At 64.2% G+C, this 26,020-nt stretch carries 21 protein-coding genes; 12 read left to right on the forward strand and 9 right to left on the reverse strand.

The window, feature by feature from the left end; all coding sequences use genetic code 11:
* The first annotated feature begins 168 nt into the window (after nt 1-168).
* From VQ065_RS16615 to VQ065_RS16625, 3 genes are read left to right on the forward strand one after another with little or no spacing between them, the layout of a single operon-like run.
* A complete protein-coding gene (locus VQ065_RS16615; RefSeq protein ID WP_003089139.1) occupies nt 169-789 on the forward strand; it encodes a paraquat-inducible protein A in 621 nt (206 codons plus the stop codon).
* Complete coding sequence (locus VQ065_RS16620) at nt 782-3,085, forward strand: PqiB family protein (RefSeq protein WP_023098665.1); 2,304 nt, start codon at nt 782-784, stop codon at nt 3,083-3,085. The genes VQ065_RS16615 and VQ065_RS16620 overlap by 8 nt, the downstream gene beginning before the upstream one ends.
* 58 nt (nt 3,086-3,143) lie before the next feature.
* Complete coding sequence (locus VQ065_RS16625) at nt 3,144-3,647, forward strand: hypothetical protein (protein ID WP_003089145.1); 504 nt, start codon at nt 3,144-3,146, stop codon at nt 3,645-3,647.
* A 65-nt stretch (nt 3,648-3,712) separates the two neighbouring features.
* On the opposite strand, the gene VQ065_RS16630 is transcribed toward VQ065_RS16625, so the two are convergent.
* The gene (locus tag VQ065_RS16630) at nt 3,713-5,665 is read right to left on the reverse strand and encodes a sigma-54-dependent Fis family transcriptional regulator (protein WP_003089147.1); all 1,953 of its coding nucleotides are present in this window, start codon (nt 5,663-5,665) and stop codon (nt 3,713-3,715) included.
* A gap of 196 nt (nt 5,666-5,861) precedes the next feature.
* Here VQ065_RS16630 and VQ065_RS16635 point away from each other — a divergent pair, with 196 nt between their 5' ends.
* The 7 genes from VQ065_RS16635 (at nt 5,862) to VQ065_RS16665 (ending at nt 13,028) form a co-directional block, all read left to right on the forward strand.
* Nucleotides 5,862-6,917, forward strand: coding sequence for a phosphotransferase family protein (locus VQ065_RS16635; RefSeq protein ID WP_023098664.1), 1,056 nt, complete (start codon nt 5,862-5,864; stop codon nt 6,915-6,917).
* Entirely contained in the window at nt 6,914-7,270 is a 357-nt protein-coding gene (locus tag VQ065_RS16640; protein WP_003089151.1) for a DUF6285 domain-containing protein, read from the forward strand. Before VQ065_RS16635 ends, VQ065_RS16640 begins: the two co-directional genes overlap by 4 nt.
* 50 nt (nt 7,271-7,320) lie before the next feature.
* Nucleotides 7,321-8,493, forward strand: coding sequence for an acyl-CoA dehydrogenase family protein (locus VQ065_RS16645; protein WP_003089153.1), 1,173 nt, complete (start codon nt 7,321-7,323; stop codon nt 8,491-8,493).
* Nucleotides 8,493-9,260, forward strand: coding sequence for an SDR family NAD(P)-dependent oxidoreductase (locus VQ065_RS16650; RefSeq protein WP_003089154.1), 768 nt, complete (start codon nt 8,493-8,495; stop codon nt 9,258-9,260). Before VQ065_RS16645 ends, VQ065_RS16650 begins: the two co-directional genes overlap by 1 nt.
* An 86-nt stretch (nt 9,261-9,346) precedes the next feature.
* Nucleotides 9,347-10,993: an acyl-CoA synthetase gene (locus VQ065_RS16655; RefSeq protein WP_445262790.1), complete on the forward strand. Its 1,647-nt coding sequence runs from the start codon at nt 9,347-9,349 to the stop codon at nt 10,991-10,993.
* A 56-nt stretch (nt 10,994-11,049) separates the two neighbouring features.
* Nucleotides 11,050-11,373 (forward strand): DUF485 domain-containing protein, encoded by a 324-nt coding sequence (locus VQ065_RS16660; RefSeq protein ID WP_003089157.1) that lies wholly within the window; start codon nt 11,050-11,052, stop codon nt 11,371-11,373.
* A complete protein-coding gene (locus VQ065_RS16665; protein ID WP_003089159.1) occupies nt 11,370-13,028 on the forward strand; it encodes a cation acetate symporter in 1,659 nt (552 codons plus the stop codon). The genes VQ065_RS16660 and VQ065_RS16665 overlap by 4 nt, the downstream gene beginning before the upstream one ends.
* Nucleotides 13,029-13,331: 303 nt before the next feature.
* On the opposite strand, the gene VQ065_RS16670 is transcribed toward VQ065_RS16665, so the two are convergent.
* The 8 genes from VQ065_RS16670 to VQ065_RS16705 all read right to left on the reverse strand — a co-directional run bounded on the left by VQ065_RS16670 (nt 13,332) and on the right by VQ065_RS16705 (nt 23,219).
* On the reverse strand, nt 13,332-14,252 hold the full coding sequence (locus VQ065_RS16670) for an NAD(P)-binding domain-containing protein (RefSeq protein WP_042115189.1): 921 nt from the start codon (nt 14,250-14,252) through the stop codon (nt 13,332-13,334).
* Between the two features lie 88 nt (nt 14,253-14,340).
* On the reverse strand, nt 14,341-15,594 hold the full coding sequence (locus tag VQ065_RS16675) for an aspartate aminotransferase family protein (RefSeq protein ID WP_003089166.1): 1,254 nt from the start codon (nt 15,592-15,594) through the stop codon (nt 14,341-14,343).
* 45 nt (nt 15,595-15,639) lie between these two features.
* Complete coding sequence (locus tag VQ065_RS16680; protein WP_003089167.1) at nt 15,640-17,064, reverse strand: gamma-aminobutyraldehyde dehydrogenase; 1,425 nt, start codon at nt 17,062-17,064, stop codon at nt 15,640-15,642.
* Nucleotides 17,065-17,142: 78 nt separating this feature from the next.
* Nucleotides 17,143-18,474 carry an APC family permease gene (locus tag VQ065_RS16685; RefSeq protein ID WP_003089168.1) on the reverse strand — a complete coding sequence of 444 codons (1,332 nt, stop codon included), beginning with the start codon at nt 18,472-18,474 and terminating at the stop codon, nt 17,143-17,145.
* A 12-nt stretch (nt 18,475-18,486) separates the two neighbouring features.
* A complete protein-coding gene (locus VQ065_RS16690) occupies nt 18,487-19,644 on the reverse strand; it encodes an iron-containing alcohol dehydrogenase (protein ID WP_003089170.1) in 1,158 nt (385 codons plus the stop codon).
* Nucleotides 19,645-19,873: 229 nt separating this feature from the next.
* The gene (locus VQ065_RS16695; protein WP_003089172.1) at nt 19,874-20,749 is read right to left on the reverse strand and encodes an alpha/beta fold hydrolase; all 876 of its coding nucleotides are present in this window, start codon (nt 20,747-20,749) and stop codon (nt 19,874-19,876) included.
* A complete protein-coding gene (locus tag VQ065_RS16700) occupies nt 20,746-22,272 on the reverse strand; it encodes a flavin-containing monooxygenase (RefSeq protein WP_016253449.1) in 1,527 nt (508 codons plus the stop codon). The genes VQ065_RS16695 and VQ065_RS16700 overlap by 4 nt, the downstream gene beginning before the upstream one ends.
* Nucleotides 22,273-22,637: 365 nt before the next feature.
* On the reverse strand, nt 22,638-23,219 hold the full coding sequence (locus VQ065_RS16705; protein WP_003089176.1) for a TetR/AcrR family transcriptional regulator: 582 nt from the start codon (nt 23,217-23,219) through the stop codon (nt 22,638-22,640).
* Nucleotides 23,220-23,667: 448 nt separating this feature from the next.
* On the opposite strand from VQ065_RS16705, the gene VQ065_RS16710 reads away from it, so the two are divergent.
* Nucleotides 23,668-24,555, forward strand: coding sequence for a phytanoyl-CoA dioxygenase family protein (locus tag VQ065_RS16710; protein ID WP_019485409.1), 888 nt, complete (start codon nt 23,668-23,670; stop codon nt 24,553-24,555).
* Nucleotides 24,556-24,616: 61 nt separating this feature from the next.
* Nucleotides 24,617-25,984: an NAD(P)/FAD-dependent oxidoreductase gene (locus tag VQ065_RS16715; RefSeq protein WP_003089178.1), complete on the forward strand. Its 1,368-nt coding sequence runs from the start codon at nt 24,617-24,619 to the stop codon at nt 25,982-25,984.
* The last annotated feature ends 36 nt before the right edge of the window (nt 25,985-26,020 follow it).

Here is a 26,020-nt window from a genome sequence, read left to right on the forward strand (position 1 = left end):
AACCCATGCCATCGCTGTAACGCCCCGGACAGAATCGTCTTCCGACGGCAGCCTCCCCCGACAGGTGGTTTCCCCGTGCCTATTCCCTGCCGGGCAAGGCACAGGTTGGCCGCCGCGCTGGACGACGACAAACCATCACCGTCCCGGCAGAGATCCTGGAGAACGACAATGCGTGCGATCGATGCCGGCATTCTGGTCTGCGGCGAGTGCCACCAGTTGAATCGCGCCGACGGGAACGAGCATCCGCGTTGCAGTCGCTGCGGCGCGAAGCTGCATCCTCGGCGGCCGAACAGCATTGCCCGTACCTGGGCGTTGCTGATCTCGGCGATGATTCTCTACGTTCCCGCCAACCTGTTACCGATCATGACCGTCAACATGCTCGGCAAGGGCTCCCCGGCGACCATCATGGGCGGGGTCGTGACCCTGATCCAGGCCGACATGTTTCCCATCGCCCTGGTGGTGTTCGTCGCCAGTATCGTCGTCCCCACCTTCAAGCTGGTCGGCATCGCCCTGTTGCTCTATTCGGTGCAGCGGCACCAGCCGATGTCGGCCCGCCAGCGAATCATGATGTACCGCTTCATCGAATGGGTCGGGCGCTGGTCGATGCTCGATATCTTCGTCATCGCCATCCTCGTGGCGCTGGTCAATTTCGGCAACCTGGCGAGCATCGAGGCCAATCTCGGCGCCGCCGCCTTCGCCAGCGTGGTGGTGCTCACCATGCTCGCCGCCGTGACGTTCGACCCCCGGCTTATCTGGGACAACACCAATCTGGACGACGAGAATGAGTGATTTGCCAAGCCCGAAGAAACACAAGACCTCGAACTGGTCGGCGATCTGGGTGCTGCCGCTGGTGGCCCTGGCTATCGGGGCCTGGCTGGGCTGGCGCGCCTACGACCAGGCAGGGGTGTTGATCCAGGTGCGCTTCGAGAGCAGCGATGGCATCCAGGCGAAGAAGACCGAGGTGCTGTACAAGGGCATCGCGGTCGGCAAGGTCGTCGCGCTGGATGTCAGCGAAGATATCAAGGGCGTGGTGGCCACCATCGAAATGGACAAGGAGGCGCGCCAGTACCTGAGCAAGGGTACCCGCTTCTGGCTGGTCAAGCCGCGGGTTTCCCTGGCTGGCGTCACCGGCCTGGAAACCCTGGTATCTGGCGTCTACATCGCGGTCGATCCGGTGAAGGGCGAGAAGGAAGAACGCAACTTCACCGCGCTGAAGCAGCCGCCCCCCCTTTCCGACAGGCTGCCCGGCCTGCACCTGACCCTCAAGGCCGATCGCCTGGGCTCCCTGGAGCAGGGCAGCCCGGTGTTCTACCGGCAGATCCAGGTCGGCCAGGTGAAGAGCTTCCAGTTGGGCGATGACCAGAGGACCATCGAGATCAAAGTGCACATCGAGCCGGCCTACGCCGACCTGGTGCGCAAGCACACGCGATTCTGGAACGCCAGCGGCATCTCCATTTCCGGTGGCCTGTCCGGCTTCAAGGTGCGTAGCGAATCGTTGCTGACCCTGGCGGCCGGCGGCATCGCTTTCGCTACTTCCGATAGTCGAGGCGACAGCCCGCCGACCGATCCGAGCAAGCCGTTCCGCCTGTACGACGACTACGACGCGGCCCAGGCCGGTCTGCGCGTGAAGCTGAAGATGAACGACGTCAGTGGTATCGATCCGGGCCGCACCCCGGTGATGTTCAACGGCGTGCAGGTCGGCCTGGTCAAGTCGATCGACATGGACAAGGACTACAGCAGTGCCACTGCCGACCTGGCGATGGATCCGCGGGTCGAGGACATGCTGCTGGAAGGCACCGAGTTCTGGACCGTCAAGCCAAGCATCTCCCTGGCCGGCATCACCGGCCTCGAGGCCCTGGTGAAAGGTAACTACATCGACGTGCGCTTCGCCAAGAGCGGCGCGCCGAGTCGCGAGTTCACCATCCGCCCGAAAGCGCCGCCGCTGAACACCGACGCGCCCGGCCTGCACCTGGTGCTGACCAGCGACAAGCTCGGCTCGATCGATATCGGCGCGCCGATCCTCTACCGCCAGGTCCGCGTCGGCAGCGTGCAGAGCTACCAGCTGTCGCGCGACCGCCAGCGAGTGGTGGTGGGTGTGCACATCGAGCCGGAGTACGCGCACCTGGTGAATACCTCGACGCGCTTCTGGAACTCCAGCGGGATCACCCTGACCGGCAACCTCAGCGGCGTGCAGGTGAAGAGCGAGTCGCTACAGACCCTGATCACCGGCGGGATTTCCTTCGACACCCTCGATCCGAAGGCACCGACCGTGACCAAGGTGCGTCGCTTCACCCTCTTCGACAGCGAGGAGGCGGCGATGGCCCGTGGCGTGGAAATCCAGCTGAGCATCGACAATGCCGACGGCCTACGCGAAGGCACGCCGATCCGCTTCAAGGGCCTGGACATCGGCAAGATCGAAAGCGTCGAGCTGAACCCGGACCTCTCCGGGGTACTGATGAAGGCCCGCCTGACTTCCGCCGGCGAGCGCGTCGCCCGCAGCGGAACCCGCTTCTGGGTGGTGCGTCCGGCGCTCGGCCTGCTGCGTACCGAGAACCTCGGAACCCTGGTCAGCGGCCCCTACATCGAGGCGCTGCCGTCGAGCACGCCGGGCGAGCGCCAGGCACGCTTCCAGACTCTCGCCGAAGCGCCCAACCTGCTGGGCCGGGAAAACGGCCTGCGGCTGACCCTCAGCACGCCGCGCAAGGGCTCGATCAAGCCGGGCAACCTGGTGACCTACCGGCAGATCCCGGTGGGCAAGGTCGTCGACCTGGCCTTGGGCGAACAGGCCGACCGGGTGCTGATCGGCATCCTCATCGAACCGCGCTACGTACCGCTGGTGCGTACCGGCAGCCGTTTCTGGAATGCCAGCGGCTTCGGCGTCGACGCCAGCCTGTTCAAAGGCCTGTCGCTACGCACCGAGTCGATGGAGGCGCTGATGGAGGGCGGCATTGCCTTCGCCACCCCGAACAATGCGCAGATGGGCGAGCCCGCCAAGCCGGGGCAGACCTTCGCCCTGTTCGATTCGGCCAATGACGAATGGCTGGAGTGGACGCCCAGGATCGCCCTGAAGAGCGGGGCCCGTTGATGTCGCATCGCACCGCGGCAGCATGAATCCATTCGATCAACCCAGAAGGAGAACGCCGATGTCCAGGCGCTTGCTTTTCGTGGCCACCCTGGTCGCGACCCTTTCCCTTGCCGCTCATGCCGACGAACCCCTGCCATCGGTCGAGCAGGTGATGAACGAGCACAAGGAAAAGATCAGGAACCAGCTGGAAACCATCAACTACAAGCGCAAACGGATGGTCGAGGCAAACATGGCGCTGGACGGCACCGAAGCCGAGACGTTCTGGCCGATCTATTCACGCTACCGAGGCGAGACGGACAGCCTGCACAAGGAGACATTCCAGCTCCTGCTCGAATATGCCCGCGCCTATGGTTCCGGCAGCATTACCGACGCGGAAGCTTCGAGGATGGTCGACCTCTATCGGGGATTGCAGGAGAAACAGCTGGCCGTGCTGCACCGGTACGTGCAGGAAGTGGCCGAGAAGATGTCACCCCGGCGGGCCATGCGTTTCCTGCAGATCGAAGCGCAACTGGACGCGCTGGAGGCGTTGCAGATCGGCAAGCAGGTTCCGCTGATCAATTGAGTTTCACGGCACCGGCCGCGTCCAGGCCTGGGCGAGTTCCGCATCGCCCAGGCGCATCGTTTTGCTCAGCGTGCCGAACGAAGCCGCCGCCACAGCGTGGTCCGGCTGATCCCGAGCCGACGCGCAGCCTCGTCAAGGCTGCCCTGGCAGCTGTCCAGCGTCTCCTGTATGTAGCGCAACTGCGCGGTTTTGCCGATGGCGTGCAAATCCTTTGTGCGCGATGGCTCTTTCCGGGACCTGGGCTGAGGCTGGCCTTCGAATAGCTCGGGCAGCACGCGAGCCAGGTAATGCTCATCCACGCCGTGCTCATGGAAGATTTCGCTGGCGGAGAGCATCGCCCGTTCGATGACATTCTCCAGTTCCCTGACGTTTCCGGGCCAGGAATGGCGGACGAGGTAGGGTAGCAGGAGCGTCGTTATGCCTGCGGCACCCGGTGGCTGGCCCTGGACCAGCAGGCGCTGGCTGATTCCCTGGCAAATCAGAGGGATGTCCTCGGGCCGCTCGCGCAGGGGGGTGGTCTGCAAGCGCAGGATATTCAGCCGGTAATACAGGTCGGTGCGAAACTCGCGATCCTTCATGGCGGCCCCCAGGTCCTTGTGGGTGGCGGCGACGATGCGCACGTCGATGGAGATCGGCTCGGTGCCGCCCAGGCGCAAGACCTCTCGCTCCTGCAATACACGAAGGAGGCGAGTCTGCAGCGACACAGGCATGTCGCCGATCTCGTCGAGGAACAGCGTGCCACGGTGCGCCGCCTCGAACAGGCCGGGCTTGCCGCCTTTGCGCGAACCGCTGAAGGCGCCTTCCTCGTAGCCGAACAGTTCGCTTTCCAGTAGCGACTCGGGAAACGCCGCGCAGTTGATGGCGACGAAAGGCCCGTGCCGGCGAGGGCTCTCGTTATGGATCCCTTGGGCGAGCAGTTCCTTGCCGGTGCCGCTTTCGCCAGTGATCAGGATGGTCGAATGGCTGGTGGCAAAGCGCTTGGCCAGCTGCAACATCTCACGGTTGGCCTTGCTCGCGCCGTTGAGTTGTTCGAGCCGGTAACGCGCGGTGAAGGCACCTGGACGGCGAGTGGAGCGGATGCGTTGATCCGCGCGCTGCACGGCGGTGATGTCCTGGCAGGTGAGCACCAGGCCGGTACGCTCGCCATTCTCCAGGATCGGCAGGAGATTGCTGACCACGGCGTGCGAGCCCAGCCGGATCACCCGGTTTTCCTCGCCACCGCCATCCTCTAGCGCCTGTTGCAGGTCAAGCTCCGGGCATAGCTGCTGTAACGGTCGCCCCAGAGCCGAGCTGACCGGCAACTCCAGCAACTGGGCAAGGGCGGGGTTGAGCGATTGCACCACACCCTGGTTGTCGACCGCTGCCACACCGCTTGGAATGTGTTGCAGCACCGCGTCCAGATGCCGCCGCTTGGCGATCTCCAGGCGCTGGCTGTCGAGGACTCCCATGGCTTCCTCGAGCGCCTTGCGCGCAGTGTCTTCGCTCAGCGACAGCACGCCGTGCAGGCCTGCCTGTTCCGCCAGCTCCACCACCGTCGACGAGCCGATGATGCTGCGGCAACCCAGCCGGGCTACCTCCAGGACAGCCTGGCGAGCCTCTTCCAGGATGGTGTAGGCAACCTGGTGAACCTGCACCGTGAACAGCGTTCGCATGGCTTGCAGGTCCCGGTCGATGCGGTTGTAGCTGAGCAGGGCGACATGGGAGGAATGTTCGCGGGCTTGCTCCAGCGCACGCAACAGGTCTCCGCCGCCAACGCGCATCGTCAGAACCGGACGTGCCAGGTGTCTACGCAGGTAGGCGGCAGTGGCGCCAGCACAGACGAACACGTCGGCCTTGCCGCGCTGTTCGAGATCGCGGGCGGTTTGCAGGGCTTCGGATACCGAGGTGTCGAGCACCTCGATATGGACGTCCGGGTAGCCCGCCGCCAGGCCGGCCACCAGGCTGGCGAGGCGACTGCGCTGCCGAGGTCGTTGAAGGTGACTGACCAGCACGACGACCTGGGAAAGGGGAGGACGCATGTCGAAACCTGTTCAGGATTGAATTGTTTCGATACTGAATCAGTTCGTTGCAAAAGTGAAACCAAGATTGCTTCGTCGAGCGCCATGGAAAAGCCTGGCGCCAGAGAGCGCGCGGGTTACAGGCATATCCCGAAAATTGGCCCAGGCGTTGCTAAAGCTGTCTGACAACATGACTACAGGCAGGCCCTACAACCCCATGAGCACTCCTCCTACGACCGTACGGGACGGCGAGACATTCGTGGCCCCGGACGACCAGCCACTGGTCGAGTTCATCCGCGAGCACGCCGCAGCGAAGCGGGTGGTCATCCAGGCACGCCAGCGCCTGAGCGGCGGCGCCATCCAGGAAAACTGGCTGCTGGACCTGCTGATCGAAGGCGGCCCCTGGGCTGGCGCCCGGCGTTGGGTGCTGCGCAGCGATGCGCTTTCCGCGCTACCCGCCAGCCTGGACCGCGAACAGGAGTTCGCGGTGCTGCAAGTGGTTCATCAGGCCGGTGTGAAAGTACCGCGCCCGCTGTGGCTGTGCCGCGATATGCGCGTGCATGGGCGGGTGTTCTTCCTGATGGAGTACGTGCCGGGTGTCGCCGCCGGTCGCTTGCTCAGCGCCGGCGCCGGCACCCAGGGCCGGGCGCAGCTGGCGGCGCAGCTTGGCGCCAACCTGGCGCGCCTGCATCAGGTTCGCCCGCCGTGCGCCGCGCTGGATTTCCTGCCGATGCCAACCCGCTCACCGGCCTTGGCGACCATCGACGCCTATCGCCACTACCTCGACACCCTCGCCGATGCCTATCCGGTGCTGGAGTGGGGCCTGCGCTGGTGCGAGCTGCACGCACCGCACAACGGCACCCTGTGTCTGTTGCACCGTGACTACCGCACCGGCAACTACCTGGCCAGCGAACAGGGACTCGAAGCCGTACTCGACTGGGAGTTCACCGGCTGGGGCGACCCTTGCGAGGACCTAGGCTGGTTCACCGCCCGCTGCTGGCGCTTCACCCGCCCAGACCTCGAGGCCGGCGGTATCGGCCAACTGGAGGACTTCCTGGGGGGCTACCACGAGGTGTCTCCGCTGCGTATCGAGCGCAGCCAACTGCACTACTGGCAGGTCATGGCCACCCTGCGCTGGGCGGTGATCGCCCTGCAGCAAGGCCAGCGCCACCTGTCCGGCGAAGAGCCGTCCATTGAGCTGGCACTGACCGCACGACTGCTGCCGGAGCTTGAGCTCGACATCCTGCACATGACCGGAGCCGAAGCGCCATGACCCAGCCCGATGCCCATGAACTGCTCGACATCGCTCGCTCGACGCTTCTGGAGCAACTGCTGCCAGCGCTGCCCGGCGAGTTGCGTTACCCGGCCCTGATGATCGCCAATGCCATGGCCATCGCAGCCCGCGAAAGCCGCCTGGGGGCTCTGGCCGAGGACCAGGAGCGGACACGTCTGGCCGCCTTGGTCGACGAGGCGCCCGCAGCCTTGCCCGACCTGCGCCGCCAACTGGCACGGGCCATTCGCCTGGGCAGCCATGACGCCCCGCAAAACCATAGAACCCTGGTCGAGACATTGCGCCAGGTCACCCTCGCCCGATTGGCCATCAGCAATCCCAAGGCCTTGCCCTGAACGGCGTCAGCCATCTCATTCCCGACAGACAAGCACCCAGAAGGACAACCATGAACTTCACCCTCCCGGACGAACTGCTCGCCTTGCAGGCCAAGACCCGAGACTTCATCGCCGAACAGGTCATCCCGCTCGAGAACGACCCCCGCCAGGACAGCCACGGCCCCAGCGACGCCCTGCGCCAGGACCTGGTGGCCCGCGCCCGCGCGGCCGGCTTGCTGACGCCCCACGCCAGCCGCGAAATGGGTGGCCTGGCGCTGAGCCACGTGGCCAAGGCGATCGTCTTCGAAGAGGCCGGCTACTCGCCGCTGGGCCCGGTGGCGCTGAACATCCATGCCCCGGACGAAGGCAACATCCACCTGATGGACGTGGTCGCCACCGAGGCGCAGAAAGACCGCTGGTTGCGCCCGCTGGTCCAGGGCCATGCCCGTTCCTGCTTCGCCATGACCGAGCCTGCGCCAGGCTCAGGCTCGGACCCCTCGATGCTGCGCACCACCGCCATCCGCGATGGCGACGACTACCTGATCAATGGCCGCAAGTGGCTGATCACCGGCGCAGAAGGCGCTGACTTCGGCATCGTCATGGCGCGCATGGAGGATGGTACGGCGACCATGTTCCTGACCGACATGAAGCGTGATGGCATCACCCATGAGCGCCAGTTGGACTCGCTGGACAGCTGCTTCACCGGTGGCCATGGCCAACTGCGCTTCGACAACCTGCGTATACCGGCGAGCGACGTACTCGGCGAGATCGGCAAGGGGTTCCGCTATGCCCAGGTGCGCCTGGCGCCCGCGCGGCTGACCCACTGCATGCGCTGGCTCGGCGCCGCGCGCCGTGCCCACGACATCGCCTGCGACTATGCGCGCACCCGAGATGCCTTCGGCAAGCCGCTGGGCGAGCACCAGGGCGTGGGTTTCATGCTGGCCGACAACATGATGGACCTGCACGTGGTGCGCCTGGCGGTGTGGCACTGCGCCTGGGTGCTCGACCAGGGCCGGCGCGCCAACGTCGATTCGAGCATGGCCAAGGTGATCAGCGCCGAAGCGCTGTGGCGGGTGGTCGACCGTTGCGTCCAGGTACTGGGCGGGCGCGGGGTGACCGGAGAGACCGTGGTGGAGCGGATCTTCCGCGACATTCGCCCGTTCCGCATCTATGACGGCCCGAGCGAGGTGCACCGCATGAGCCTGGCGAAGAAGCTGCTCGACCAGCGTCTGGAGGCCCACTGATGCAACCGAACCTTGCCCGACTGTTCGCCCTCGACGGGCGCCGCGCCCTGGTGACCGGCGCCTCAAGCGGCCTTGGCCGTCACTTCGCCATGACCCTGGCCGCCGCAGGCGCCGAGGTGGTGGTGACCGCCAGGCGCCAGGCGCCACTGCAGGCGCTGGTGGAGGCCATCGAGGTGGCGGGAGGGCGGGCGCAGGCCTTTGCCCTCGATGTGACCTGCCGTGAGGATATCTGCCGGGTGCTCGATGCCGCCGGCCCGCTGGATGTGCTGGTCAACAATGCGGGGGTGAGCGACAGCCAGCCCTTGCTGGCCTGCGACGATCAAAGCTGGGACCGCGTGCTCGACACCAACCTCAAGGGCGCCTGGGCGGTGGCCCAGGAAAGTGCCCGGCGCATGGTCGCGGCGGGGAAGGGCGGCAGCCTGATCAATGTCACTTCGATCCTCGCCAGCCGTGTGGCCGGTGCCGTCGGCCCTTACCTGGCGGCCAAGGCCGGCCTGGCCCACCTGACCCGCGCCATGGCGCTGGAGTTGGCGCGCCATGGCATCCGGGTGAATGCCCTGGCGCCCGGCTACGTGATGACCGACCTGAACGAGGCGTTCCTGGCCAGCGAGGCCGGCGACAAGTTGCGCTCGCGTATCCCCTGCCGCCGCTTCAGCGTGCCGGCGGACCTGGACGGCGCCTTGCTGCTGCTCGCCAGCGATGCCGGGCGGGCCATGAGCGGCGCCGAGATCGTGGTCGATGGCGGCCACCTGTGCAGCAGCCTGTAACGCGCCCTGGCGCAATAACAACAAGAACAGGAGGTATGTATGTGCGTGCAAGACCGGAGCAATGTGTCGATGAGGTGGCTGCCATGATGGTTCCTACCCTCGAGCACGAGCTTGCTCCCAACGAAGCCAACCATGTCCCGCTGTCGCCGCTGTCGTTCCTCAAGCGTGCCGCGCAGGTGTACCCGCAGCGCGATGCGGTGGTCTATGGCGCAAGGCGCTACAGCTACCGCCAGTTGCACGAGCGCAGTTGCGCCCTGGCCAGCGCCCTGGAGCGGGTCGGCGTACAAGCGGGCGAGCGGGTGGCGATACTGGCGCCGAATATCCCGGAAATGCTCGAGGCCCACTATGGCGTACCCGGTGCCGGGGCGGTGCTGGTATGCATCAACATCCGCCTGGAGGCACGCAGCATCGCCTTCATCCTGCGCCACTGCGCGGCCAGGGTGCTGATCTGCGACCGTGAGTTCGGTGCCGTGGCCCAGCAGGCGCTGGCCATGCTCGATGCGCCGCCCTTGCTGGTGGGCATCGACGATGATCAGGCCGAGCGCGCCGACCTCGCCCACGACCTGGACTATGAGGCGTTTCTGGCCCAGGGCGACCCCGGGCGGCCGCTGAGTGCGCCGCAGAACGAATGGCAGTCGATCGCCATCAACTACACCTCCGGCACCACGGGGGATCCCAAGGGCGTGGTCCTGCATCACCGCGGCGCCTACCTCAACGCCTGCGCCGGCGCGCTGATCTTCCAGTTGGGGCCGCGCAGCGTCTACCTGTGGACCTTGCCGATGTTCCACTGCAACGGCTGGAGCCATACCTGGGCGGTGACGTTGTCCGGTGGCACCCATGTGTGCCTGCGCAAGGTCCAGCCTGATGCGATCAACGCTGCGATTGCCGAGCATGCCGTGACCCACCTGAGCGCCGCGCCGGTGGTGATGTCGATGCTGATCCATGCCGAGCATGCCAGCGTCCCTACCGTGCCGGTATCGGTGATCACCGGCGGCGCCGCGCCGCCCAGCGCGGTCATCGCCGCCATGGAAGCACGCGGCTTCAGCATCACCCACGCCTACGGCATGACCGAAAGCTACGGCCCCAGCACCCTGTGCCTGTGGCAGCCGGGGGTCGACGAATTGCCGCTGGAGGCCCGGGCCCAGTTCATGAGCCGCCAGGGCGTCGCCCACCCGATGCTCGAGGAGGCCACGGTGCTGGATACCGACACCGGCCGTCCGGTCCCGGCCGACGGCCGCACCCTTGGCGAACTGGTAGTGCGGGGCAACACCGTGATGAAAGGCTACCTGCACAACCCCGAGGCCACCCGCGCCGCGTTGGCCGACGGCTGGCTGCACACGGGCGACCTGGCCGTGCCGCACCCGGACGGCTACGTGGAAATCAAGGACCGGGCCAAGGACATCATCATTTCCGGCGGCGAGAACATCAGCTCGCTGGAGATCGAGGAAGTGCTCTACCAGCACCCCGAGGTGGTCGAGGCCGCGGTGGTGGCGCGCCCGGATTCGCGCTGGGGCGAGACACCCCACGCGTTCGTCGCCTTGCGGGCGGATGCCTTACCCAGAACCACGGGTGACGATCTGGTCCGCTGGTGCCGCGAGCGCCTGGCGCACTTCAAGGCGCCGCGGCATGTGACGCTTACCGAACTGCCCAAGACCGCCACCGGCAAGATCCAGAAGTTCGTCCTGCGCGAGTGGGCCCGGCAGGAGGAGGAGGCCGGCGACGCCGGCCGCTGATGGCGCTGCCGCACCCGCACATTCCATAACAATAACTAGGTTGCCCGAGGTGTCCCATGTCCAGCCTGCTATACGCGCGTATCCGCGCCAGTGCCCGGTTCCAGCAACTGGTGGCGCGCCGAAACCGTTTCACCCTGAGCCTGCTCCTGCTGATCCTGGCTACGTTCCACGGCTACATCGCGCTGGTATCGTTCTGCCCCGAGCTGATTGCCAGGCGTCTGGCGCAGGGCTCGAACATGACCTTCGGCGTCGCGGCCGGCGTGTTCCTGTTCGTGTTCTTCTGTGCCTTGTCGGCGCTCTATGTGTACCGCGCCAACGGCGAATTCGATCGCCTGACCCAGGCTCTGGTCGCTGGGCTGGAAGAGGAGCAGGGCGCATGAAGAAGCTCCTTCCCCTGGCGTTGTCGCTGCACTCCGGCCTGCTGTCGGCCTCGCCCGCGTTGGACGCTGGCCAGCGCCAGCCGCTCAACCTGCATGCCATCGGCATGTTCATGGTGTTCGTGCTGTTCACCCTGTGCATCACCTGGTGGGCGGCGCGACGGACCCATTCGACGGCGGATTTCTATAGCGCCGGTGGCGGTATCCGGGGCTGGCAGAACGGCCTGGCGCTGGCCGGCGACTACATGTCCGCCTCCACGCTGCTGGGAATCACCGCGCTCATCTACAGCTCCGGGATGGATGGCTACATCTATCTCATCGCCTTCTTCGCGGGCTGGCCGGTACTGCTGCTATTGATGACCGAGCGGCTGCGCAACCTGGGCCGCTTCACCTTCGCCGACATCACCTCGTACCGTCTCGACCAGGGCAAGGTGCGCACCATGGCCGCCATCGGCTCGCTGACCGTGGTGTGTTTCTACCTGGTGGCGCAGATGGTCGGGGCCGGGCAGTTGATCAGGCTGCTGTTCGGCCTGGACTACCAGATCGCCCTGGTGATCGTCGGTGCGCTGATGATGCTGTATGTGACCTTCGGCGGTATGGTGGCAACCACCTGGGTGCAGATCGTCAAGGCATTCCTGCTGCTGGTCGGCGGCTCGCTGGTGCTGTTCCTGGCGATGCGCGAATTCGACTTCAGCTATGACAGGCTGGTCAGCCAGGCGATGGATAGCCATGCCCTGGGCGAACGCCTGCTGGCCCCTGGTGGCTTGCTGGCCGACCCGTTGACCGCGTTATCGCTGAGCCTGGGGCTGGTGTTCGGCACCGCCGGGCTGCCGCACATCCTGATGCGTTTCTTCACCGTCGGCGATGCCCGGGAGGCGCGCAAGTCGGTGCTCTACGCCACCGGGTTCATCGGCTACTTCTTCAATGTCATTTTCCTGCTGGGCCTGGCGTCGATCGTGATCGTCAGCCAGCAGCCCCGGTTCTTCGAGGGCGGGGAAGCGGGAGGCAAGCTGCTGGGCGGGGGCAACATGGTGGTCATGCACCTGGCCCAGGCAGTGGGAGGTAACCTGCTGCTGGGCTTCCTCTCCGCCGTGACCTTCGCCACCATCCTGGCCGTGGTGTCAGGCCTGGCCCTGGCCGGGGCGTCCGCCATCGCCCATGACCTGTATGCGCGGGTGATCATGAAGGGCGCGGCCAGCGAGGCGCAGGAGCTGCGGGTAACCAAGCTGGCAACCCTGGGCCTTGGCTTGGTGGCGATAGCCCTGGGCATCGTGTTCGAGAACATCAACGTGGCCTTCATGGTCGCCCTGGCCTTTGGCATCGCCGCTTCGGCCAACTTCCCGGTGCTGTTCCTGTCGATGTTCTGGTCCGGGCTGACCACCCGTGGCGCGTTGGCCGGTGGCTACGTCGGGTTGTTCAGCGCCATGGGCTTCGTGGTTTTCTCCAGGCTGGTGTGGGTGGATGTGTTGCACTTCGCCGAGCCGCTGTTCCCCTATACCCAGCCTGCGCTGTTCTCCATGCCGTTGGCGTTCCTGGTGGCGTATGGCGTTTCCCGCCTGGACCGGACCACGCGGGCCATGGCGGAAAGGGAAGCCTTCGCCGACCAGTACGTACGAGGCCAGACCGGCCTTGGTGCCAGCGGAGCCATAGACCACTGAGGCGCACACGGTCGCTGTCGAACGGGTGGCAGCGACCGCATGGCAGGCTTTGAGGCTGTCTGTCGCCCGAGGCCTGGCTAGTGCCCCCGGAAGATGTCTCCGATACCGACGGTGGGGTAGTGCTCCATGCGCTGAGCCGTCCCGCGGTTGACGACGGAAGGCTTCGAAAACAGTGCACTCAGGAAGATGACCAGTACAAGGACAGCCAGTAGAAAACCGAATCGGCGCATATGATTCTCCAGCGATTTTTTATAGTTGTTGTCTTCGGGCGCTATCCACGAGGACCTTAGAAGCGCAGCGCAGTCACTGTCCCGCCGCGCTTGCGGTCTCGCATTCGCGGGCGAACAGGCGGGTGACGGCTACGATGTCCTGATCGCCATAGCCCATGGCTGCCGCGCGTTGCACGGCCTGGCACAGCGCGTCGAAGACCGGCGTCCAGGCCCCTTGTGCGTGCAGGGCTCCGGCGATATGGGCGAAGGCCTGGGCATGCACATCGAGCCTCGCCTGATCGCCTGCGAAATCCTGCGCTTCCAGCCGACGGACCGCTTCCTCGAGTGCATCGGCGACGAAAAAGCGCGACGTGTCGAGCATGAGCCGAGCGGTCTTCGAAGGCGGCAGGCCGAAGTGGACACCAGCCCCCACGGCCTCGAAGAAAGCCACCATCGCGGCAAACGCATGCGCGTGGAGCACGGTGGCGAAGGCCAATGCTTCGTCCCAGGGGAGGAACGTCGTATGACCGGCAAGCCCCTCAAGCAGCGCCCGATGCCGTTCGAAGGCCTCAGGATCACCGGTATGAATGCTGTGGCTTTCGCGACGACCAACGTTGCGCGGGTAGGCCACGATCATCCCTTTGACGTAATGGCCGCCCGCGCGGTTGACGAGACTCTGAAGCGCCAGGCCCTCGTCCCGGGCGTTGGTCGTGTAATCGACGAGCGTACGGTTGGCCAGCGCCTGCATCACACCTGGCATCCCGAGCACCTCGTGGGTCGCCTGGTTGTCCAGGAGCACGAAGATCGTGGCCGGGCTTGCAGCCAGCGCGGCTTCGGCGCTCTCGCTCAGGTGAGCGCCAGCGGCGACGAGCGCCGCGGCCTTGCCGGGTGAGCGGTTCCAGATCGCCACGCGCCTGCCTTGCCTGAGCAACGCTTGGGCCATGATGGTTCCCATGGCTCCGAGCCCGATCACGGACACTTCGAACTCGACGCTTTCATCATTGTGTTCACGCACGCTCGAGGTCTCCTGATTATTGTTCTGGCTGATGTCCAACAGGTCTCCGGCCTGCGCTTCAACACAGGCCGAAGGGTGACCCTGGCAGCTATTCGCCCAGCGCTGCCGCGACCGATTCGCCGAAGGCCCTGAGGCCGTCTTCGAGTTGGTCGGTCGGAGTGTTCAGCGGTGGCATCAGCTTGATGATTTCGCCATTCGGGCCGCAGCGGTCGACCAGCACGCCCGCTTGCAGCACGCGCTGCTGGGCGTCCTTGGCGACCTCGACGTTGCCGCGGCCGAAATCGATGCCGGCGATCATGCCGCGACAACGCGCGGACGCGACGCCTGGAATTTCCGCAAAGCCGGCAACCGCGCGCTCCATGGCCGCGCAGTTGTCGGCCAGCAATTTCAGGAACTGCTCATCGTGCCAATAGCTGAGCGCGATGCGGGCGGTCAGGAACGCCAACTGGTTGCCCCGGAAGGTGCCGATGTGATCGCCCGGTTGCCATACATCCAGCCCGGCACGAAGCAACACGATCGCCATCGGCAGGCCGAAGCCGCCGATCGATTTGGCGCAGGTGATCAGGTCCGGCACCACCCCGGAGCGCTCGAAGCCGAAGAAGTCGCCGGTGCGACCGCAACCGGCCTGGATCTCGTCGCAGATAAGCAGCACGCCGTGGTCGGTGGTCCACTTGCGCAAGCGTTGCAGCCATTGGTTGGAAGCCGGGTAGACGCCGGCCTGGATCTGCACCGACTCGACGATCACCGCCGCCGGCAGCTCCGAGCCGCTGCCCTGGTCGTTGGCCAGGCGCTCGAGGAAGCCAATGCTGTCGAATTCGCCATAGGGGCTGTCTTCGTAGGGCACGAACACCACGTCGGTGGAAAGCCCGGGGCCACGGCGAGTGCGGTTGCCGGTGACGGCCAGGGCGCCGGCGGTCATGCCGTGGTAAGCCCCGTAGAACGATACGACCTTGGTACGCCCGGTCGCCTTGCGCGCCAGCTTCAACGCCGCCTCGACGGCGTCGGCACCGGTCGGGCCGGTGAACTGGACCTTGTAGTCCCAGCCGCGTGGCTTGAACAGGTCGCGCTCGATCGCTTCCAGGAACTGGCGCTTGGTGGTGGTGTGCAGGTCGAGGGCGTGGGTCACGCCGTTGGCCGACAGATACGCGATCAGCGCATCGCGCATGCGCGGGTCGTTGTGGCCATAGTTCAGGGCGCCGGCGCCGGCGAAGAAGTCCAGGTATTCGCGGCCATCTTCGCCGCGGATCCTGCTGCCTTGGGCGGTATCGAACACCAGGGGCAAGTCGCGGCAGTACATCCGCACGTTGGACTCGAGCCTTTCGAACGTCTCGATGTTGTTCATGCAAACCTCTTGAAAAATGATCTGGGTAGTCCGGGGTGTGGGCGGTCAGTGCTTGAACATCACGTGGCGCACCACGGTGTAGTCTTCCAGGCCGTACATCGACAGGTCCTTGCCGTAGCCGGACAGCTTGACCCCGCCGTGGGGCATTTCGCTGACCAGCATGAAGTGGGTGTTGACCCAGGTGCAGCCGTATTGCAGGCGGGCGGCCAGGCGATGAGCGCGCCCCACATCGGCGGTCCATACCGAAGACGCCAGGCCGTAATCGGAGTCGTTCGCCCAAGCCAGCGCCTGGGCTTCATCCTCGAACGACGAGACGGTCACCACCGGGCCGAAGATCTCGCGGCGCACCACCTCATCCTCCTGCGTAGCGCCGGCCAGGACCGTCGGCTCGAAGAAGAAGCCGGCACCCTCGGCGCGCTTGCCGCCGGTGACCACTTCGATGTGCGGCAACTCCCTGGCCCGGTTCACGAACCCCTCGACACGCTCCAGATGCTCCTTGGTGATCAGCGGTCCCATCTCGGTCGCCGGATCGTCCGGCAGCCCGCACCGGATGCTGGATACGGCCTCGCCGAGCTTGCGAACGAACTCCTGGTAGACCCCTTTCTGCACATAGAGGCGGCACGCGGCGGTACAGTCCTGGCCGGCGTTGTAGAAGCCGAAGGCGCGGATGCCTTCGACGGCGGCGTCGATGTCGGCATCGTCGAAGATCAGTACAGGAGCCTTGCCCCCCAACTCCATGTGCATGCGTTTCACGCTCTCGGCCGTACCTTCGATGATCCGGCTGCCGGTGCGCACGGAGCCGGTCAGCGACACCATACGCACCTGGGCATGGCTGGTCAGCGGCTCACCCACCGAGGCACCTCGACCGTGGACGATGTTGACCACGCCGGCGGGGAAGATCTCGGCAAGCAGCTCGCCCAGTTTCAAGGTACTCAGCGGCGTGTGCTCCGACGGTTTCAGCACCACGGTGTTGCCGCCGGCCAATGCCGGGCCGAGTTTCCACGCTGCCATCAGCAACGGATAGTTCCACGGCGCGATGGAGGCGACCACGCCCACCGCGTCGCGGCGGATCATCGAGGTATGCCCCGCGACGTACTCTCCCGCCGCCGAGCCCTGCAGGCAGCGCACGGCGCCGGCAAAGAAACGGAACACGTCCGACACGGCGGGCAGTTCGTCCAGCAGCACGGCGTTGAAAGGCTTGCCGCAGTTGTCCGCCTCCAGGCGAGCGAACACGTGCGCCTGGGCATCGATGCGCTCGGCGAGCTTGAGCAGCAGGGTCGCGCGATCCTTGGGCGGCGTTTGCGACCAGGCGTCGAAGGCCGCATCCGCGCTCTGCACCGCGGCATGGACCTGGGCGCCGCTGGCCTCGGTAATTCGCACCAGGACGTTGCCCTGGGACGGGTTGTACACCGCGTGGCTCTCGCCTTCGCCGGCCACCAGGGCACCATTGATCAGAAGTTTGGTTTGCATATCGATTCTCGCCATTGAAGGGCAGGCTCGAAGCCGGCCTTGTGGTTGTTGTCAGAGCGTTCGATAGAAGGGTGGTCGCTACGCCAGCGCGTCGGGCACCGGGTTGCGGAAGAAGCTGGTCCGGCAAGCGAGATAGACCGCCCCCAGGCCCAGCCAGCTACAGCCCATGATCAGCGCCTCTTTATCCAGGCTGACCAGCATCCACCCGGCCGTGACCAGGCCAACGAGCGGGCAGAGCACCCCGCGCAACAAGCCCGCCCCGTCTCCGAGGCGGGTATCGAAGGAGAGCCGCAACGCGCAAAGGTTGACTGCGCTGAAGGCGAGAAACGCGCCGAAATTGACCAGGGACGTCGCGGTGGCGATCGTCAGGGCAAAACCCGCGCAGCCGAAAATGCCGCAGAGCAGAATGTTGAAGGCCGGGGTCTTGTAGCGAGGATGCAGGGCACCGAACAGCTTGCGCGGCAGTTGGTTGTCCCGCCCCAGGGCGTACAGCAGCCGGCCCACGCTGGCCTGGAACGACATGCCTGCGGCGAAGTGAGCGATGATGATCCCCGCCAGGACCACGCCGAAGAACAGGTCGCCGCCGATCATGCGGGCGATCTCGAAGGCGGCGCCGTCCACATGCTCGAAGGCGGGGGAGGGGTGCGCCAGGTACATGAAGTACGACGAGCCGACGTAGACCGAGCCGCCGATCAATGCGACCAGCAGGATCGCGCGCGGCAGTGTCCGGTCCGGGTCGCGGGTCTCCTCGCTGAGCGTGGACAGCGCGTCGAAGCCCAGGAACGAGTACGCGGCAATGGCGGCGCCGGCCATGCTGGTGGCGAAGGACACGTCCGGGTTGAAGAACGGCTTGGCCGACAGCAGCCCGCCAGGGCCGTTGGCCGCGACGATGTAGTGCACGCACAGGCTGATGAACACGACGATGATGGCCAGTTGCGCGACCATCAACAGCACGTTGAAGCGGTTGGCGACCTGGATGCCCAGGATATTAAGCAGCGAGGTGGAGACGATGAAGCCGATGATCCACACCCATTGCGGCACCTCTGGAAAGGCCATGTTGAGGTAGCTGGCGCCGAGCAGCCAGATCAGCATCGGGATGAAGAAGTAATCGAGCAGGGCGGCCCAGCCCACCATGAAGCCGAGGTTCGCGCTCAGCATCTTGCGGGTATAGGTGTAGGCCGAACCGGCGACCGGGAACACCCTGACCAGCCGGCCATAGCTCAAGGCCGTGAACACCACGCCGATTGCCGCGATCAGGTAGGCCATCGCCGTGGTGTTGCCGCTGGCCTGCGTGATCACGCCATAGGTGCCGAACACGATCAACGGAGCGAGGAACGCCAGACCGAACAACAGAACGGAAAACGGACCCAGCGTGCGCTTCAATGAAGCGCCGGCGATTGATTCGCTCATGACTGGCCTCCTTCACGCTACGTAGTGGTAAGCGGCGGCGACGATTTCACGGTAGGTTTCCACCGTCATTTGCTTGGCATTGCTGCCGTCGGAGAAATTCTTCTTCGACTTTTCGGCGATGCTCAGGAAGTCTTCCTCGCGCACGCCTTTCACCTCGGCGAAGCGGGGGATGCCCAGGTCCTTGCTCATCTGGAACAGGTAGCCAACGGCGGCCTCGGCGGCCTCGGCCGGCGAGAGGTTGGGGTCGATACCCAGTGCATAGGCGACCTGCGCGTGGCGGGTGATGTCGGCGTCGCGGTTATGGCCGAACACGAAGGGCAGGAAGATCGCGTTGCCCACGCCGTGTGGCGTGTCGTACATGCCACCGATGGCTTCGGAAATGCAGTGCACGCTGCCGACGTCCGCGTTACCGAAGGCCATGCCGGCGATCAGGCTGGCCACCAGCATTTGCTCGCGTGCATGCAGGTTGCCCGGCTCCAGTACGGCGGGCCTGAGGTATTGGCTGATCAGGCGGATGGCATGCAGCGCCAGCCCGTCGCTGATCGGGTTCGACACGCGGCAGGTGTAGGCTTCGATGGCGTGGGTGAGGGCATCCATGCCGGTTGCGGCGGCAATCGATGCAGGCAGCGTGTCGAGAATGCGGGAGTCGAGCAATGCCAGAACGGGGCCCACCCGGTAATCCTGGACGCTCATCTTGAAATGCCGGGCGGTATCGGTGATCACCGAGAAACAGGTCACTTCGCTGCCGGTTCCGGCGGTGGTCGGGATGGCGACGATAGGCGGGATGGCGTGCCTGAGGGTGAAAGAGCCCTCGTAGTCTTCGATCCGACCCTCGTGGGTCAGCAGCAGGCTGATCGCCTTGGCCGCGTCCATCGCGCTGCCGCCGCCGATGGCCAGCAGGCCTTGGATACCTTTGCCGCGATACAGCTGCGCCGCCTGGTTGATGTCTTCGCTGCGAGGGTTTGCCTTGACGTCCGATATCTCGTCGAACGCGATCTCCCACTCATTCAGGCTGGCATACACGCCATTCAACAGGCCTGCGGCCTTTACCCCGGCGTCCGTCACGATCAGCACATGCGCCATGCCGAGTTCCCGCAGGTATTCGCCGGTGCGCTCACGCAGGCCGGGTCCCATCACGACTTTGGCGGGGAGTAAGAACTTGAATTCCATACGTACCTCTTGCTCGATTTTTGTCGTTGTTGAACGGCAGTGGAGGAATTCACGCGCAGGGCGAACCAACGGCCCGGCGTGTGATGCATGGCTCTGCGGTCGAGAATCAACCGGGAACCTTTTTGTCTTATGTGGGCCTGGATAAGCACGAACTTCGAAAAGCCCCATGCAAGTCCCGAGGTGTAAAAAGAGGGGCGGCACCCACCCGCCCCTGAAGGGATGTTCCGTCCTAATGCATTTGGCCTGCGAGCAGGGAGAGCAGCGTTCCTGTCAGGCAGGCGGGGAAGTCATGCCCCATTCCCGGCAACAGCACCAAGCGTGCCCTGGGAATGGCCGCCGCCGTGGCGAAGCCTCCGCTGGTGGCGACCATGAGGTCTTTCTCAGCATGGATGACCAGCGTGTTGCAGCGAATTCGCTGGAGTTCCTGCGTTCGGTCGCCCGAGTTGATGATGGCGCCGATCTGCCTCGCCATCCCGAGGTTGCTCGCTTCCCCGCCGCCTCGTTCCCAGGCTTGCATGGCGTAGTCGCGATGGGCCTGCTCGTCCCATTCCAGCGTCGTACCGACGGAACGCATGATCTCCACATAGTCGCGAACGCTCTCCTGCTGGTTCCGGGGAGGGCGCCGGAGAAGCTGCAAGATGGTCTTGAACGCTGGCTGGCCTACTCGCAGCGATCCTGTCGTCGAGAAGATGGACGCCAGGCTCATGACTCGCTGCGGATAACGAGCGGCAAGTGTCTGGGCGATCATGCCGCCCATCGACATCCCTACGACGTGCGCCGCACCCAGGCGCAGGCCATCCATGAGGCCGATCACATCGTCGGCCATGTCGCCCAGGTCATACCCCGCAGTCGGTTTACGGAAGAACTGTTGCAGGGTCGTGGGCGGGGTAACCTCGGTGAAGAAAGACCTGCCCGAGTCACGGTTGTCCAGCGTGATCACGCGCAGGCCCCGCTCGACCAGACCGGCGATGAGCGCTTCAGGCCAATAGATCAATTGCAGCCCCAGGCCGACGATGAGGATGACCGCAGGCGCGGTTTCCGGACCGTGGCTGCGATAGCAGAGGCTACGCTTGCCCGGTAGCTCGCAGAACCGATCCGCAGTCATCGCCCGCCGCCCTGAGTCTGAAGCGCCACGCTTCTGTGCAGGTAGGCGTCAGGCACCGTGCTGAACCGGAGGCATTCGTCGGCGACCTTCCCTCGGCGCAAAAGCTTGATGTCACGGAAGTAATCCATCGACATCACCCAGGGCTCGCGAGGCCCCTGGCGCGGCATGCTATCCAATGCCCGCTGGACATATCCGGCCCCGAAATCCAGCAGGGGACGGGTTTCGACACCATCCGGCGCCTTCGGCTCGCAGACGTTATGGCCCTGGCTGTCCATGAAGCCCAGCAAGCGACAGAAGTGGTCGCACAGCAGGCACACTTTCAGCGTCCAGGATGAGTTGGTATAGCCCACCGCAAAGGCAAAGTTGGGTACGCCGGAAAGCATCGTGCCCTTGTACGCCAGCGTCTGGCTCAACACTACCGGCTCGCCATCCTTGTGCAGGGCGATACCGCCGAACAACTGCACGTTCAGACCGGTGGCCGTGATGATGATATCGGCCTTCAGCTCCGTGCCGGACTTGAGCAAGACACCGGACTCGGTAAAGCGCTCGATATGGTCGGTAACGACCGAGGCTTTACCTGCACTGATGGCCTTGAAAAGATCGCCTTCGGGAACCGAGCACAAGCGTTGGTCCCAGGGCTTGTAGGGTGGGTTGAAATGAACGTCGACCGGATAGCCCTTCGGTAATTCTCTACGGGTCAGCCATATGAGCAGCTTGCGGGCGAGCCCGGGGAAGCGCTGGCAGAATCGCCAGAAGACCAGGGTGATCTTGGCATTCTTGTAGCGCGTCAGTGAGTAGGCGGTTTGCGCCGGCAGAATCTTGCGAAGAAAAGCGGCAACGGAATCGTTGGCGGGCTGGTTGACGATATAGGAGGGCGTCCGCTGCAACATGGTGATGCTGGCGACCTCGTCGGCCATGGCGGGAATCAGGGTCACCGCCGTTGCGCCGCTGCCGATGACCACCACATGCTTGCCCCGATAGTCCAAGCGCTCGGGCCAGTGTTGCGGGTGGATGATTTGTCCCTTGAACTGCTCCGCGCCCTCGAAGCGTGGGCTGAAGCCTTGGTCATAACGGTAGTAACCGCCTGCGCTGAACAGCCAGCGGCATTCGATGGTGCGGGTTTCTGCCGTGTGGCCGTCCTCGACGCATACTGCCCACAGCCCTTTGTCGCTCTGCCAATTCGCCGAGACCACTTTCTGCCGGTACTGGATGAAGGGGTCCAACTGGTATTCAGCGACGGCTTCTCGCAGGTATTCGAGAATGTCGGCGGCATCCGCCAGAGATTTCGCCTTGGTCCAAGGCTTGAAGTCGAAGCCGAAGGTGTACAGGTCGGAGTCGGAGCGTATGCCGGGATAGCGGAACAGGTCCCAGGTGCCGCCCATTCGCTCCCGGGACTCGAGAATCGCAAACACCTTGTTCGGTTGGTGACGTCGAAGGTAAGCCGCAGCGCCGATGCCAGACACACCGGCTCCTATGATCAGAACATCGAGCGGCTCAATTGGAAGAGCAGTGTGAGAGGACATGTCGCCTCCTATTGTTGTGTTATAGAGACTTGATCTTTTGACTTGATCGTTTGACCAGAATAGACGCGAGCGAGTTGCTGGTACAAGGTGCGAAATGCACCAGGTTTCCATCGGTTTGGGTTTATTTGCACCTAGGTGCCACACCAGGCCATGGCGGAAGGCCTGATCCATGGACGAGAAGCGCACAGTCAGCTTGCAGGATTACGAGGAGGAGACCGGGCGAGGTGGCCGCCCAGGATTCCGCTGGAGGCGGGGAGAGGAGAGCTAGAAGAGGCGTCGCACCTGCACTGGCAAGAGGCCCGAAGAGCAGGGGCACGGCGAACCGTGTCCCCATGCCCCTCTCTAGAGATGCGCCTTCGAAAAGATCAGAAGCTGGCCACCAACAGCTTCACAGCCTGGCAGGCGGCTTCGGTCTCGGCATTCAGCCGCTCCTGGTCACCATGGGCGGACCAGGCGAGAAGCAAGCCATCGAACAGGTTGATGAGCAAGCGACTGACAGTGCCCAGCGCTTCCTGGTCCAGCACCGAGCCAGCGACCTGTTCGATGGCCTGCTTCGTCGCTTCGATGGAGTCGGTGTAGATCTTGCTCGCCATCGCGGGGTTGTTACGCAGATTCCAGAAAAACAGCTCGAACTGCGTAGTCGCCAGTTGCGGATGCGTGGTGAACCACCCGACCAACTGGCGCAATATCTCTGCTACCGAGTCTGCCGCCGTGGCTCCCGCCGTAACGTGCAGCAAGGACTGCTGTGGCGTGTCTATCAGGGATTCATAGACCGCGTCGAACAATTCGTCCTTGGTGTGGAAGACATAGTGCAGGGAGGCCAATGGAGAATTCGCCGCGGCCGCGATGCGACGGGTAGTGGCATTCGCCACACCATATTCCGCGATCACCTTCACGGCGGCCTCAATAAAATCTTGCCTGCGCACTTCGGCGCCCACTCGAGCCATTCAGCTTCTCCTTCTTCGGTGTTGCCGCCAGGCGACTGGTCCGCTGTCGACCGGGACGAATGCTAACGCATGGCCGTTCTCCAATCCATGAGTCGACACGCCTGAAGACCAAGGCAGCGACCCTTTGTCTCTCCAGATGTTTCGCTCCGACCGCAGGCGATGCGTAGCCGAAGCGGAACAGGATCGAGCCTGGGCAATCCGCTATCGCCAGCGCGAACCCGCGTAGAGCCGCATCTTGATTCGGCAGGCCTTTCCTGAGCGCCGAGATGCCACGCAGAATTATTAATCGTTTGACTTGATCACGCGATCATGTCGTATGATCAAACCTCCTTTCCGCGCCAGGCGCAAGGAGAGGGCGGTCTGACCGCATGAGAGTGAACGCTCATGGGCTGAGGCTGATTGCGGAGGCCCTGCAGAACAATGACAACACCACACAGGTAGGCATCAGATGAGTACGCGAAGATTGACGACAGTCAGCTGCGACACCCCGATCGAGCAGGTAGTGGAAATCATCAGGCGTGATGGCGCTGTCGCTATTTCCAACTTCGTCTCGGAAGAAACCTTGAAGTCTCTTACCGAGGACCTGGACAGCTATCTGGGCGTTACCCCCTGCGGCATGGACCCTTACTTCGCCGGCACCCAGACTCGACGTACCGCGCGGATCCTGGCGAAAAGCGACTCCGCCGTGGAAGTGGCACTGAACCCCCTGTTCCTCGAGACGGCAAAGCAGGTATTGCAGACTCCCACCCATGTCTGGGTAGGGAACGATCGGGTCGAGATCACGCCCGATATCCAACTGAGCATGACCCAGGCCATACAGATCGGGCCTGGACAAGGTCTTCAACCCCTGCATCGCGACGATGCCACTTCGCTCTGGCGGCATCCGCAGTATGGTCGCGAGGCTCGCTTGCAGCTCATGCTGGCGATTACCGACTTCACCGAAGAGAACGGCGCGACGCGGGTCATTCCTGGCAGTCATCAATGGGATGACGAACGTATGCCCACCCAGGAAGAAACCATCGGCGCGGAAATGAAGGCAGGCACTGCGCTTCTCTGGTTGGGATCGGTATATCACGGCGGTGGCGCCAACAGATCCGACGCTCCTCGCACAGGCCTGACCATGGCCTACGACCTGGCCTTCCTGCGCCTGGAAGAAAACCACTTCCTTTCCATACCCGTCGAGCGCGTTCGGCAACTCCCCGCGCAAATGCAGCGTCTGCTGGGGTGGAGTGCCAGTTCCACGCTACTGGGATGGGTGGAGATCGATGGTCAGATGCGTGACCCGCAAGAGCTGCTGGGCATGCCCTCCTTTTCCGAGGCAGGGAAGGGGTTCTAGCGGCACTGCCATGGATCGGCCCATGAGAGGAACAACGTCCGGCAACCCGGGAGTGATGTGAATGAATGCCTTCAACGGAGCGGCACGCAACAATGCCGAACCCATGAGATTCCGCAGCCTTGGCGGATGGGTGGAGCAGCCAGACGACCTGCAGCCGGCGCTGACAGGCCACGAGCACGCAGACGTAGTCGTGGTCGGCGCCGGGTTCGCCGGCCTGTCAACGGCGCTGGAACTAAGGGCGCGTGGAGCGAACGTCATCGTTCTGGAACAGCAGTTCGCAGGCTTCGGGGCCAGCGGGCGCAATGCCGGCTATCTGCTCGGCAGCATGGGCATAGAATGCGAGGTTTTCGTCAAGCGAGTGGGGCTTGAGCAGGCACGTAAGTTCGTCGGTTTCTATGACGAGGCCGTCACCTATGTGGAAGAGCGTTTGGCTGCGCTGGACATCGATTGCGATTACACGCCCTCGGGAATCATCCGGGCCGCCGTCCATCCCAGCCAGGAAAAGCGACTGCGAGCGAACATGGAGCTTGGCCACGCGCTGGGCTCTGTCACGCGCTTCGTGGATAGCGCCGAGATGCGCGCGCGAGGCATACCGCCCGCATTCCTGTTTGGCAGCGAGCAGCGTGGCGGCACCTTGAATCCGGGAAAGTACGTCAACGGCCTGCGTCGTGCGGCAATCAAGGCTGGCGTGAAATTGTACGAACGCACGCCGGTGCTTTCCTACTGTGAAGGGCAGGTGATTACCTGCAATACGGCCCAGGGTATCGCCACCGCCCCTGTAATGGTTCTGGCGACCAACGCCTACACGCCTCAGCTGGGAGTGCTCCGCAACAAGGTTGCACCGATCCGGGTTTCGGCAATCGAAACCCAGCCGCTATCGGCGGAGCAACTGGCGTCCCTGGGTTGGCAAGAGCGTGAAGGCCTCATTACGCCGCACTACACCATGGAAAGTCATCGCCTGACGGCCCATGACACCCTGCTGCTGACCGTGAAGCAATTGGGTTATGCCTACGGCTCGAAGACACCCAATGTTCCGGACCACGCCGCCTACGCCGCGTTGTCGAGAGTGTTGCGCGAGCGTTTTCCTTCCTTGCAGGGCCTTGCCATTCGGCATTGCTGGAGCGGGTATATCAGCGGGGCCTACGACTTCCTCCCCGTGGTCGGGGTGACAGGGGCCAGGCAGAACATCTTCTATACGGCGGGATGTTCAGGGCATGGCCTTGCCACTCAATCGCTCATGGGCGCGCTTTTCGCCGAGCGAATCGGCGGTGGAGAGCCTCCGCTGCTAGCGGCGCTGGAACACAAGACGCCATCCATGCTACCCGAGCCACTTCAATGGTGCGCCATAAAGACGGCCTTTGCGGCCGCCAGGCTACTGGATGCATGGACCGACAAGAAAGTGCGCAAAGACAAAGCCTTGAACGGCTGATAACGATGCGGGGAGTTAATGGGGTTATGCCCGTAC

The sequence above is a fragment of the Pseudomonas sp. KBN10P06128 genome, assembly GCF_037574945.1.
GTDB lineage: Bacteria > Pseudomonadota > Gammaproteobacteria > Pseudomonadales > Pseudomonadaceae > Pseudomonas > Pseudomonas aeruginosa.

Bases quoted from the DNA above. Each gene is read 5' to 3' on its own strand.
- VQ065_RS16680 (WP_003089167.1), bottom strand. From the start codon at position 17,064: ATGCAAACCAAACTTCTGATCAATGGTGCCCTGGTGGCCGGCGAAGGC.
- VQ065_RS16630 (WP_003089147.1), bottom strand. From the start codon at position 5,665: ATGCGTCCTCCCCTTTCCCAGGTCGTCGTGCTGGTCAGTCACCTTCAA.
- VQ065_RS16635 (WP_023098664.1), top strand. From the start codon at position 5,862: ATGAGCACTCCTCCTACGACCGTACGGGACGGCGAGACATTCGTGGCC.
- VQ065_RS16625 (WP_003089145.1), top strand. From the start codon at position 3,144: ATGTCCAGGCGCTTGCTTTTCGTGGCCACCCTGGTCGCGACCCTTTCC.
- VQ065_RS16710 (WP_019485409.1), top strand. From the start codon at position 23,668: ATGAGTACGCGAAGATTGACGACAGTCAGCTGCGACACCCCGATCGAG.
- VQ065_RS16665 (WP_003089159.1), top strand. From the start codon at position 11,370: ATGAAGAAGCTCCTTCCCCTGGCGTTGTCGCTGCACTCCGGCCTGCTG.
- VQ065_RS16645 (WP_003089153.1), top strand. From the start codon at position 7,321: ATGAACTTCACCCTCCCGGACGAACTGCTCGCCTTGCAGGCCAAGACC.
- VQ065_RS16650 (WP_003089154.1), top strand. From the start codon at position 8,493: ATGCAACCGAACCTTGCCCGACTGTTCGCCCTCGACGGGCGCCGCGCC.
- VQ065_RS16705 (WP_003089176.1), bottom strand. From the start codon at position 23,219: ATGGCTCGAGTGGGCGCCGAAGTGCGCAGGCAAGATTTTATTGAGGCC.
- VQ065_RS16620 (WP_023098665.1), top strand. From the start codon at position 782: ATGAGTGATTTGCCAAGCCCGAAGAAACACAAGACCTCGAACTGGTCG.
- VQ065_RS16675 (WP_003089166.1), bottom strand. From the start codon at position 15,594: ATGAACAACATCGAGACGTTCGAAAGGCTCGAGTCCAACGTGCGGATG.
- VQ065_RS16615 (WP_003089139.1), top strand. From the start codon at position 169: ATGCGTGCGATCGATGCCGGCATTCTGGTCTGCGGCGAGTGCCACCAG.
- VQ065_RS16685 (WP_003089168.1), bottom strand. From the start codon at position 18,474: ATGAGCGAATCAATCGCCGGCGCTTCATTGAAGCGCACGCTGGGTCCG.
- VQ065_RS16700 (WP_016253449.1), bottom strand. From the start codon at position 22,272: ATGTCCTCTCACACTGCTCTTCCAATTGAGCCGCTCGATGTTCTGATC.
- VQ065_RS16660 (WP_003089157.1), top strand. From the start codon at position 11,050: ATGTCCAGCCTGCTATACGCGCGTATCCGCGCCAGTGCCCGGTTCCAG.
- VQ065_RS16715 (WP_003089178.1), top strand. From the start codon at position 24,617: ATGAATGCCTTCAACGGAGCGGCACGCAACAATGCCGAACCCATGAGA.
- VQ065_RS16655 (WP_445262790.1), top strand. From the start codon at position 9,347: ATGGTTCCTACCCTCGAGCACGAGCTTGCTCCCAACGAAGCCAACCAT.
- VQ065_RS16690 (WP_003089170.1), bottom strand. From the start codon at position 19,644: ATGGAATTCAAGTTCTTACTCCCCGCCAAAGTCGTGATGGGACCCGGC.
- VQ065_RS16695 (WP_003089172.1), bottom strand. From the start codon at position 20,749: ATGACTGCGGATCGGTTCTGCGAGCTACCGGGCAAGCGTAGCCTCTGC.
- VQ065_RS16640 (WP_003089151.1), top strand. From the start codon at position 6,914: ATGACCCAGCCCGATGCCCATGAACTGCTCGACATCGCTCGCTCGACG.